The sequence below is a fragment of the Lysinibacillus telephonicus genome, from assembly GCF_039654155.1.
GTDB lineage: Bacteria > Bacillota > Bacilli > Bacillales_A > Planococcaceae > Ureibacillus > Ureibacillus telephonicus.
Map to the genome: position 1 here is coordinate 924,605 of NZ_CP155468.1, position 11,356 is coordinate 935,960.

Consider the following 11,356-nt stretch of genomic DNA (forward strand, 5'->3'; position numbering starts at 1 on the left):
GGACGTTTCGTTATTTAAAGGAATGATCATATTTTGAAACGATTTTTGAAAATCATCGGAGCAGTTGCAATCATTAATATTATTGCGCGGCTTTTCGGCTTTTTAAGAGAAGTAATTATCGGGATTCAATTTGGGACAACAGATATGTCAGATAGTATTATTAACGCCTATACAATCCCAAACTTTTTATATTTAGTAATTGGCGGTGCATTTACTACTGCCTTTATTTCTATTTATCATAAAACAAAAAGTTCAATTCGAGATTATATAAGTAGAACATTTACAACAATCGTAGTATCTATGGCTGTTATAACTCTTATTTTTATGGTGTTTGATGATTTTATTTTGCATGCTTATTTTAGAGATCTGACAGATAGAGAGTTTGAGCTATTAAAATCACTTTATCAATGGATGATGCCATCTACAATTATGCTTGTTTTATCAACTTGGTTAAGTGGTATTTTAAACGTTCAAGGAAAGTTCCACTTATCTAGTTTTTCTGTTCTTGTTTATAATCTCTCATTTTTAGTCATTTCAGTAGGATTATCATTCTTTATTGGACCAATTGGATATGGTATTGGGGCATTGATAGGTGCCATCTTTATGATTGGATTTTTAATTTTTGGTGTTAGAAAACTAGAGAATATGTCGTTTAAACCTAGTTTTAGTCTAGCTGATGATCAAAAGGAACTTTGGAAGGTATCTTTACCTATTATGTTGGGTGGGGCAACTGCCCAAATGTATGTTTTGCTCCAACGATTTTTCACCAATTTTTTAGATGCCGGTGCTGTTTCAGCAATGAACTATGCGACAAAGGTTTCCCAGTTCCCACAGGCCATTTTAATGACGGCAGTTACGACAGTAATTTATCCTCTTTTAAGTAAAAAGGAAGGAGAAGGGGATGAAGAATCAGTAAAAGCATTATATATTCGTGGCTTACGTATGTTATTTTTACTTGTTATGCCTATTTCGATGTATTTCTTCTTCCAATCAGAAGTTATTGTAAAAATTATATTTGAATATGGGAAATTTAATGAAGAATCAACAGCGTATACAGCACCATTATTACAAATTTTCAGCTTAACGATGTTTTTCCTGGCTGCAAATACCTATATTACTCGTTTTTACTATGCAAAAGGTAATTCGATGACACCTGTTATTTTTAGCTTGATTACTGTTTTTGGTGTCAATATTGCTGTTACCTATGCTTTAATCGGAAATCTAGGTGCAGAAGCGGTTGCATGGGGGAATTTAATTAGTGCAGTAATTAACTTTATTTTGCTAGTTGCCTATTTACAAGGTAAATATAAACTGAACATTGTAAAAAGCAACCTATTCCAATTTGTAAAATTCGGCGTATTAACAATCGCATTTGTAGTTGTTGCATGGCTTATTTCTAAATTTATTGTAATTGATTACAAATGGATTCACTTCTTTGTAACACTTTTATTGTCGTTAGTAAGCTATAGTGTATTGGTTTATTTGTTAAAGTTTCAAGAAGTACATGGTACTATTGTGAAACTTAAAAATAAGTTATTAAAAAGTAACAAGTAGTCTTCATATATAGTAGGATAAAAAACTAGTCGGAAATAGTTAAATTACTTACAGTTATTATATTCGAACTATTCTAAAGGATAAAATTGTCAATTTTATGACTAAATCCTTTTATTCTAATTATTTTTAATATATAATAATTTTAGGATAATTGGAAATGGAATAAACTAGTAAATTATCTGTAAAGATTTGAATAGAGGAGCGAGTTAATGTGCCAAAAGGAAGAAAAGTAAACTCTAGTGGAGAAAAAAGTAAAAAATTACTATTAGAAAAAGCAATAGAGCTTTTTTCTACTAACGGATATCATGAAACAAAAATTAGTGATATTGTTAAAGCGGCAAATCTAACTCAACCGACATTTTATTTATATTTCCAAAGTAAAGAATCTTTATATAAAGATTTAATTGAACAATTCCAAAACAACTTCTTTGAAATTGTTCACAATGATCTAGAAAATAAACCATCAGCAAATCGTTCTTTTATTCATAACATTAAAGAAGCTTTAGTGAAAATCTTTACTTATTTTGCTGGTAATTTATTTTTAACGAAAATTGGTTTTTATGATTCAGTTGAAGCAGAGTCTATTAAGGAAAAATTTGCTCTAGCTTTATCTGATAAGTTGCAGGAAAATCAAGAGATTAATTTTTCCTCGGAAATTGAAGTTAAAATCTTTGCAGATATGATAGTAGGAGCTGTTGAAAGGTTAACATTAACGGCTTTATTTACAGAGCTTCGTGAACCAGAACAATTAGCTGAAGACATTGTAAATATTTATTTCATTACACTAGTGTTGCATAAATAGTGTCATAATTTTCAGTTTACTCACCTTCCCTGTTTAGAGGCAAAAAAGTAAATACCCAATCAAAGGTGTCCCCATCCATTTGGAAATTTATTTACAATTAGACTTTTGCAACGACGACAATTTGCATATTTAAGGGATGGCTTTTCCTTCAATCTTTCGAAGCCAAACATTCGCTGGTTTCCACAATGCAGCCCTTAGATAACGGCTAATCTGTAAGGTTTTTCGCTTGCTTCTGGTCTCGATTTGTACGAGAACATGTAGGCAAAAAACAATTAGTGCGATAAATACTTGATTTTGAATCGCCCATTCGCTTTGACCGTAGAACTTTTTGATGCTGAGATGTTGTTTGATCCATTTAAAAAACAGCTCAATTGCCCACCGTGATTTATACATTTCTGAAATTTCTTCGGCGCTTAAATCAAAACGATTTGTAATTAAATGAAGTTCATTTCCTTTTGAGTCAATCACTTTTAGAAGCCGAAAGTAATTTTCAGCACGGTTTTGAGTCGTACCTATCAACACCATTTGGTCTGATAAAACAGCTGTATCCTTGGGTAGCTTAAAATCGTAAACGTTCCGTATGACTGCATTTTTGCGTAGCCGTGAAAGAAAGAAGTAGCCATCATCAGTCATGCGATCAAAGCGCTCGTAGTCTAGATAACCACGGTCAAACACATACATGCATTCCTTGTCATCCACCATGATTTCAAGCTGACCACGGTCATGTTCTTTTGCCGTTGTCATAACGGCCTTTTCAGGATAGGATATACCCTTTTCCATAAACACAAGGCGCAAATGTAACTTTACACCTGCTTTTGTTTTGCGGAATTTAGCCCATTTATGATTGGTCAAATTAAGTGGCAATGTGCTTGAATCAATGATTTTTAACGGCATCACGAGTTTCGTGTAATGCGTTTTGGCATGAATTTGTGACACTAAATCAAGGAAAAGCCTTTGAAATAGATCAGGGTTTATGCCGTTTAACCGCCGTGACAACTGAGAAATACTAATAGAATCAAGGTCTATCCCTTTTTGAAGCTGGTCATCGAAAAGACAATCACCCAGCGCATGCAGACTTTCAATTTCTTGTAGCTGCGCAAAAAGTAGTAATTTTAGAAATGACTCTGTCGTTAATTTTTTCGTATAGTAATCTAATTTCATCGTTTTCACGTTTTCTTCAAATAATTGAAGATTTATAGGTGAAAACCATTGTCCAAATGAAGTTTTTCGTGTAATCTTGTCCATGTGATGGTCCTTTTTTAGTGGATTTGGACGGGTTACCACCTGACTAATCCATTATAAAGGACTTTTTCTTTGCATAAAATAATAATATTGAACATTTTGAGTATTTTTAATAGTGAATTTAAATTAATGCAACACTAGTGATTTCATTAGTCAAAAAGAACTTGTAAGATAAATTAAAAGCGACAAACTCTCTATTTTTTTAGAGTTTGTCGCTTTTTTTTTGTCATGGATTAATAGAATATGCTAAGACCATTCGCCAATAAGCAGTCGTCGTGTAAACTAAAGTCTAAACTTTGTTCCCAGATTGCATTGATAAATTGCATATCTACTAAATTAAACTGAATGTCGTCAATCTTTAAGAGATAGACGCTTTCCTACTAATTTTCTTCCTGAACAGTAATGTGTAGATATTTTCCTGTTTTTAGATTTTTTCCTTCATTATCTTGAATTGTTGGATGGAAGATTAATATATACTGTGATCCAGCTTTTAATGGTTCAACTGGTGTTACTTCTAGTTGAGAGTTATTTGCTTTTAGTGAAACTTCTACCTTGTCTCCACCTAATTCAACTAGCTCTACCGCATTTTCGACAAGTTGTTGTTTAATATCCTTACTAAAGCTTACTTTAAACGTTTTTGTAGTTGGGACATTTTCTAAACTAGGAAGCTTTTTATAATTTGATAGATTTTCTGCAATACTATCAAAATGAGCTTGATATAATGGGTTTGATTTTGTCACAATATCAGGTGTTAAGCCAACATCTTTAACTACTGTACCATTTGGACCGAAAAATTCAGCTATAGTTAATTTTAAAACACTACCATCTCTAAATTGATAGAATCCTTGCATTGTACCTTTTCCATATGTTTGTTCACCGTAAACAATTGCAGCATCCTGATCGAGTACAGCAGCTGTCGTCATTTCAGACGCACTTGCACTATAGCGATTGACAAGTAATCGTGTATTTTTTGGGAAATTTACTTCCTGACTTATTGACCGAATCATTTCCGATCCAGTTGAGTACTTCACGTTGTATGCATATGGAGCATTAGGAAATAGACCAATTAATTCTTCTGCTGTTGCGACATATCCGCCGCCATTATATTGCAAGTCTAAGATAAATGAAGTAGCACCCTGACTTACCAAATCATTATATGCTTCTTTTACTAGCTTAGCCCCATCTTCAGAAAACGAGCTGAGTGCAATATAACCTACATTTCCGTATAACAATTCTGTCGTCACATTTGGCAGTGCAAAGGATTGGCGAGTTAATAATTTATGAGTTATAGTACCATCTTTTTTTAATATTGTAAGATCAACTCTAGTATTCTCTTCACCAAGAAGTAAAGTTTGAGCTTCCTCTGTACTAATGTTGATTGTCGATTTTCCATCTACTTCAGTGATGATATCCCCGGCTTCTATACCGGAATTTATTGCACTGCCATTCTCAACGACATCAACTATTAAAATACCTTTTTCATGTTTTTCGATAACGATGCCGATTCCGACTGTTTTAAGATCAACAGAATCTATAAATGCATTATATTCTTCTGCTGTAAAATAGGCAGAATACGGATCGAGCATTTCCATAACGTCATCAATTGATTCAGCATTGTCTAAATTGCCCTTAATATCGCCAACATATTCGCTTTCTATAATCGAGATAACTTCATCTAAACTTGCTGCAAATGTTTGGAGAGGTAAAGTTAGAACGATTAATAGACTTAATAAAAATGGTACGATTTTTTTCATTTTGAACACCTCTTAATCTGAATATTTTCATTATATACCTTTGGTAGTAGTAGTGACCTGTTTCAGACACATTTTAAGAAAAAATTAAGATTTTTACTATAGTGGTTTATTTTTCAATGGTGAGCGAGTTTTTTAATTGTTCTCTTATAGATTCAAGTTCTTTTTCGGAAGGGAAATAATACCAAATGCCGTTTTCAATTCTTCCATCACCTTCCTCAAAATGAAGCTGTTCAATATTGTTTAAAGCAGGTTTATAATATTTAGCAAATTGTTTGATCTCGTCAAATGTTATATTCGTTTCAGAGTGTTCACGCAACATGTCGAGTATAGATGGCACTTGCCATACTAAATTTAATGAAGAAAGTTCATCTAATAAGCTTTCAACAACAAGACGCTGACGAATTTGTCTTCCGAAATCTCCAAGTGGATCTTGCTTTCTCATTCGTACAAAAGAAAGTGCTTCTTCTCCTGTTAAAGTAATAGTGCCTTCAGGAAAATCATAACCCCAATTTGAAAATGCCCACTCATTCTCTACTTCTACACCATCCAGCAAATCAACTAATTCTTTAAATCCTTCCATATTAATTGTGACAACATAATCTATTGGAATTTGCAGTAAGTTTTCAACGGTCGCATGTGCCATTTGCATTCCACCAAATGCATAAGAGTGATTAATTTTATCAGAAAAATCAAGCCCAGCTATTTCTGTATATGTATCCCTTGGAATGCTTAGCATTTTCATTGATTCTGTTTCAGGGTTAATCGTTAGAAATAGAATTGTATCAGCTCGTCCAGGTGTATCCTCCAATTGATCGATTCCAAGTAAAAGAAGGGTAATTGGGGAAGGGGTTGTAGAATCCTGTTTCTGAGGCTCTTCTAATATAGGTGCATTATTTGAAGCAATAGCATTTTTAGTTTCCTCTTGTTGGATTGGATTATGAATTGCCTCCATTGTAGATTTAAAATTTAAATATAAATACGTTGTATATCCAATTAAAGCAATAAATACGATTAAAATGGAACTTAATATTATCTTTTTCTTTGTAAGCCAGTTTGACATATGAAAAAATCTCCTCCATTTACAAGTATATGTAAAAAGAGGAGATTTTAGTCTCATTGTTCATTTATTTTGTTATAAGGTGAATGATCCATCCTATTATAACACCAATGATTGCTGGGACAAGCCAGCCGATACTTTGATCGTAAAGCGGGAATGTTTTTAAAATATTTTCGTACCAAGAAATTTCAATGCCAGCACCTTTTAATCCATCATACAAACTTACAAATGCTGTAGCAATTAAAGCTAAGCTGTAAACGATTGGATTTCGACCGAAAGCTTTGTCGAACAGTACTAAAAGCATTAAAACAATTGCAATCGGGTAAATGAATAGTAGAACTGGCAACGTTATACCGATTAATTTACTTAAACCGAAGTTTGAAATAACGAAACTAAAAACTGTAAAAATTACAGCCAGCCATTTGTATGAAAGGCTAGGGAATAGCTTATTAAAGTAGCTTGCGTTAGCTGAAACCAAACCAACAGCCGTAGTTAAACAAGCTAATATAATTGTAATAGATAAAATAATATTACCTGCATTGCCGTAAAGTGCTCGTGCTGATTCAGCGATAATGCTTCCTCCATCATCTAATAAACCAATAGTACTTGTACTTGTTGCACCAATATATGCAAGTGCAATATAGATGAAACCTAATCCAATAGCTGCAATAACTCCAGAGAAAACCGTAATTTTCACTTGTTTTGCACGGTCAACAATGCCTTTTCCTTGTAATGCCTGTACGATAACAATCCCAAATACAAGTGAAGCTAGTACGTCCATTGTTAAATAACCTTGAATGAAGCTCTCAGAGAAAGCTTTTGTTACATAAACACCATGAGGCTCCCCAATTGGTCCCAATGGTGTAAGAATACTTTTAAACGCCAGCAACAGAATGACAATTAGTAAAGCGGGCATTAAAAGCTTACCTATTGTATCGATTAATTTTGACGGATTTAGCGATAAATAAAGAACAATCGCAAAAAATAGCAGTGAAGTTATGAATAAAGGAACCCAACTTCCTTGTGCAGCCTCAGATAAAAATGGAGCAATCCCAATTTCATACGTTACAGCCCCTGTACGCGGAATTGCAAACAATGGACCTATTGATAAATAAATAACCGATGTGAAAATAACACTGAACATCGGGTGTATACGATTTGCAACAACCTGTAAGTCACCGCCGTTTTTAGCTACAGCGATAATACCAACTAAAGGCAACCCTACACCTGTAATAAGGAACCCAATCATGGCAGGAATAATTTCATGTCCAGATAATTGTCCTAATAAAGGTGGAAAAATTATATTTCCTGCACCTAGAAATAATGCTAGAAGCATAAATCCAACTGCGAGATTTTCTTTAAAAAATTTCATGAACTACAAAATCCTTTCTAATTTGAAAAGCTTAAACTTTCAAAAAATAATAATTATTAAAGTACACACAATGTTGAATTTTATCATATTTTGCAGATGAATCAAGTACTATTACGATATCTTTTCGATAAATGTCGAAAAAATGATACTTTTCGAAAAAAACTTTCCATTAAAATATTATAAAAGTTGTCGAAATTAAAAATAGGTGGAAATATAGGAAACTTTAGGGTTGAAAGGGTGATTCAAAATTGATTCAGAATAAGAAGCTTCTTTTATTGTCTTCAGCAATAATTGCAACTTCTGTAATAGCAGCACCAATTGCTGAAGCATCTACTTATACTGTGCAAAAAGGTGATACATTAACGAAAATTGCAAAAGCAAACGGAACTACTGTTCAGCAACTGAAAGCACAAAATAATTTAAATAATGATTTAATATTTATCGGGCAAAAATTAGTTATGCCGAACTCTTCCAATCTGAATGAAGCAAAGAGCAAAGGAACTAACAAGCCAAGCAGTGAAGTGAAGAATAATGGAAGTAATAACAATCAAGCGACGAGGGATGTTAAAAAAGAAACAACAAGCGTAACCTCGAAATCACAGCAAAATAACTTAAAGGAAGCTAAAACAGCAACTTACACAGTAGCAAAAGGTGATACATTAACGAAAATTGCAAAGCTATTCAATGTTAACGTTGCACAATTAAAAGAATGGAACAATTTAAAATCCGATACGATATTTATTGGACAAACCTTAAAAATTGGAAATTCATCTACAACAGCCGATTTAGGAGAACCTATGCAACAAGCTGAAAGAGACAAGCTAGGAGAAACTAATCAACAAATTGAAGAACAATTGGCAAAGGAAACTAGTATTCTCTCTAATTCCTTAGGAGAAGGACAAGCTGTTTACAACAAAGTTATTGAAATCGCAACTTCTTTACTAGGTAAACCCTATTTATATGGAGGAAATACACCAGCAGGCTTTGATTGCAGTGGATTTGTCCGGTATGTCTATGCAGAGGCAGGTTTAAACATTGTCCGTAAAAGCAGTAAGGATTATTTCTTTAATGATACTACAGCTGTTGAATCACCTGTACCAGGGGATTTAGTGTTCTTTAAGGATACTTATGAAAAAGGAATCTCACATATGGGAATATATATAGGAAACGGTGAGTTTATTCATGCCGGGACTAAAGCAGTTGAATTGACAAAGCTTGAGTATGAATACTGGGATTCTCATTTTGTAGCATTTAAACGATTTAATCAATTAAGCAGCGAATATTAAGTTTATATCATCAAGATCATTTCCTTTCTAGTAGAATTATCATAAAAAGTAGTACGAACTATATGTAAATTGGACAAGTTATAGCTTGGAGTTTTGTTACAAATGTTACAAATACAGTTTTTCTATATTACGTTATATAACATAATAATTTCCTAAGGTAACAAAAATTGTTTTGGTATACCATGAAACCCTTGGTATATATGGGTTTCCGTCGTTTTCAAAAAATAGCAAAAAAAGCTGATAGTGTAATTTCTTTGTTATGAAACTGTAATGTTATAGATGGGAATATCGTGTTACTCTAAGTACAGATAATTTTTCAGAAAATTTCTGTTACAGTGGAGGGACACGATGAAATACAGTAAACGAATTAAACAAATCTTACTAGCTTCAGCGGCTGGATTAACTATATACTTTTCACCAATCGTATCAGGAGATGCTTCAGCAGCAGAAGTGAAAGAAGATTTCACTTCAACTGAACTGAGAGAAACTGCGAAACAATATTTAGGTACTCCTTATAAAAGCGCTGGAACGACGGCAAGCGGTTTTGACTGCTCAGGCTTTGTTTTAAAAGTGTTTAAAGATTTAGGTGTTTCTTCGTTACCAAGAACTTCAGCTTCAATGTATAATGTGGGGGAATCAGTGAGCCAAAACGAATTGATTCCAGGAGATTTAGTATTCTTTAATACGTCAGGACGCGGCATTTCACACGTAGGTATTTACTACGGCGACGGAAAATTCATTCATGCATCAACTAGTCAAGGAGTAACAATTACTCCACTTAACGATAAATGGTACTGGGCAGACAAATACGTAGGTGCAAAACGTATTAGTGATGTTAAACTAGTATCAAAAAAATAATAATACTCAATTAATCAAACCTTCTGTTGGAATACAATTCTGACAGAGGGTTTTTTGTTAAAGAAAGGTTCTATGTCAAATGTTGGGGTGAAGTGATATTACACGGCACCCCGATTATCCTAAATGAACCCCAATTTTCTTATATAAATTATTTAATAAAATTTTCGCTTTAAAGTGTTCATAGCTTCTAAAACCATAAGCATTGCGCTTCAAAACTTTTGATTTATTATTAATTCCTTCTAAAAAACCATTTGAATATCCAAAACTTAAACTATTTAAAATTTCAACTTGCCAATTTTTTAGCGTTTGAATAGCCTTTAAAAATGCCGGAATATTTGCTTCTTCTACCTTTCGGTAAAAGGCTTCTAATCTTTTTTTTATTTCTATCAAATCATTTGAAGTTTTTGCCCAATCAAACCATTCGCAGTAAGCTTCTTTTAATTCATAGGCTTGCTTTAGTTCCTTCGACATTCCTATGTAACGATTTAAGTACCAACGATTCGTTTCTGTTAACTTATCAAATCGTTTATATAGTACATGACGCATTTTCTTACATTTCTTTCGATCATATGCATGCCATTCTTTTTGAACATTTCGACGTACTTCATCTAGTGCCCAGTAAATATAACGACAATAATGAAAGCGATCCGCAATAATAATCGGGCGATTTAACGCCTTCCTAACTGCTGCTTTAAAGCTTGGATTCATGTCCATAACCACAATTTCTACATCTGCACCGTATTTCATCAAGTAATCCTTAATGGTTTCTTTTCTACGATTTGGTAAAATATCAATTGGTTCATGTGTTTCCGCATTGGCAATAATTAATTGATAAGTTCCCGCATCGGTATCTGCTTTATATTCATCAATCGCGATACATTTTGGTAAATGAACCCCTTCATTTAATTGTTCCTTTACTACTTCTTTAAAGCGACGAATCACTGTTGAGCTTGATGTACCAAGTACTTCAGCTGCTTCTTTAAATGTTTTTGCCTTTATTGAACGGATTCGTACAACTTGATTCCATTCTTTCGAGAAACGTTGATATTTATCCACGAAAGGGGATTTTTCTGAAAAACGTTTCCCACATTGGCATACATAACGACGACGTTTATAAAAAAGGACGGTTAATCGTTCAAACCATTTTAAATGATTAATTTTTTGAATTCGATAATCATGGACTTTTGATGTTATATTCTTGCATGCCGGACATTGATGTTCTTTTTTTGGTATGGAAACGTGTAGAACAATACGTTCCCCCATCTCCTCCACCTTATGAACAGTTACACCTTTTAATCCTGGAATATTCATGTTAAAATTCATTTGCACGTATCACCTTTCATTGCTTGTTTCTAGACAATTCAAGTATATAGAAATCGGTGATTACGTGCTTTTTTATTTATGAATTTTTTCAAACCCCAACAAATATTA

9 protein-coding genes are annotated in these 11,356 nt (G+C 33.3%); 4 read left to right on the forward strand and 5 right to left on the reverse strand.

Going from position 1 to position 11,356, the window contains the following annotated elements:
• The first annotated feature begins 33 nt into the window (after positions 1-33).
• Both murJ and MKY04_RS04300 read left to right on the forward strand, forming a co-directional pair.
• A complete protein-coding gene (gene murJ / locus MKY04_RS04295) occupies positions 34-1,554 on the forward strand; it encodes a murein biosynthesis integral membrane protein MurJ (protein ID WP_346235382.1) in 1,521 nt (506 codons plus the stop codon).
• A 211-nt stretch (positions 1,555-1,765) separates the two neighbouring features.
• Complete coding sequence (locus MKY04_RS04300; protein WP_346235383.1) at positions 1,766-2,356, forward strand: TetR/AcrR family transcriptional regulator; 591 nt, start codon at positions 1,766-1,768, stop codon at positions 2,354-2,356.
• A 129-nt stretch (positions 2,357-2,485) separates the two neighbouring features.
• On the opposite strand, the gene MKY04_RS04305 is transcribed toward MKY04_RS04300, so the two are convergent.
• From MKY04_RS04305 to brnQ, 4 genes are all read right to left on the reverse strand, one after another.
• A complete protein-coding gene (locus MKY04_RS04305; protein ID WP_126296411.1) occupies positions 2,486-3,601 on the reverse strand; it encodes an IS4 family transposase in 1,116 nt (371 codons plus the stop codon).
• A 377-nt stretch (positions 3,602-3,978) separates the two neighbouring features.
• Entirely contained in the window at positions 3,979-5,352 is a 1,374-nt protein-coding gene (locus tag MKY04_RS04310) for a S41 family peptidase (RefSeq protein ID WP_346235384.1), read from the reverse strand.
• Between the two features lie 106 nt (positions 5,353-5,458).
• On the reverse strand, positions 5,459-6,412 hold the full coding sequence (locus MKY04_RS04315; RefSeq protein WP_346235385.1) for an LCP family protein: 954 nt from the start codon (positions 6,410-6,412) through the stop codon (positions 5,459-5,461).
• Between the two features lie 64 nt (positions 6,413-6,476).
• Complete coding sequence (gene brnQ, locus MKY04_RS04320; protein ID WP_126293567.1) at positions 6,477-7,781, reverse strand: branched-chain amino acid transport system II carrier protein; 1,305 nt, start codon at positions 7,779-7,781, stop codon at positions 6,477-6,479.
• A 248-nt stretch (positions 7,782-8,029) separates the two neighbouring features.
• Between brnQ and MKY04_RS04325 the strand changes: the two genes are divergently transcribed.
• Both MKY04_RS04325 and MKY04_RS04330 read left to right on the forward strand, forming a co-directional pair.
• The gene (locus tag MKY04_RS04325) at positions 8,030-9,067 is read left to right on the forward strand and encodes a C40 family peptidase (RefSeq protein ID WP_346235386.1); all 1,038 of its coding nucleotides are present in this window, start codon (positions 8,030-8,032) and stop codon (positions 9,065-9,067) included.
• Between the two features lie 348 nt (positions 9,068-9,415).
• On the forward strand, positions 9,416-9,925 hold the full coding sequence (locus MKY04_RS04330) for a C40 family peptidase (RefSeq protein ID WP_346235387.1): 510 nt from the start codon (positions 9,416-9,418) through the stop codon (positions 9,923-9,925).
• 114 nt (positions 9,926-10,039) lie between these two features.
• Here MKY04_RS04330 and MKY04_RS04335 read toward each other — a convergent pair whose 3' ends face one another.
• Positions 10,040-11,254 carry an ISL3 family transposase gene (locus tag MKY04_RS04335; RefSeq protein ID WP_346234469.1) on the reverse strand — a complete coding sequence of 405 codons (1,215 nt, stop codon included), beginning with the start codon at positions 11,252-11,254 and terminating at the stop codon, positions 10,040-10,042.
• Between the last annotated feature and the right edge of the window lie 102 nt (positions 11,255-11,356).

Bases quoted from the DNA above. Each gene is read 5' to 3' on its own strand.
- MKY04_RS04305 (WP_126296411.1), bottom strand. From the start codon at position 3,601: ATGGACAAGATTACACGAAAAACTTCATTTGGACAATGGTTTTCACCT.
- MKY04_RS04310 (WP_346235384.1), bottom strand. From the start codon at position 5,352: ATGAAAAAAATCGTACCATTTTTATTAAGTCTATTAATCGTTCTAACT.
- MKY04_RS04315 (WP_346235385.1), bottom strand. From the start codon at position 6,412: ATGTCAAACTGGCTTACAAAGAAAAAGATAATATTAAGTTCCATTTTA.
- brnQ (WP_126293567.1), bottom strand. From the start codon at position 7,781: ATGAAATTTTTTAAAGAAAATCTCGCAGTTGGATTTATGCTTCTAGCA.
- MKY04_RS04330 (WP_346235387.1), top strand. From the start codon at position 9,416: ATGAAATACAGTAAACGAATTAAACAAATCTTACTAGCTTCAGCGGCT.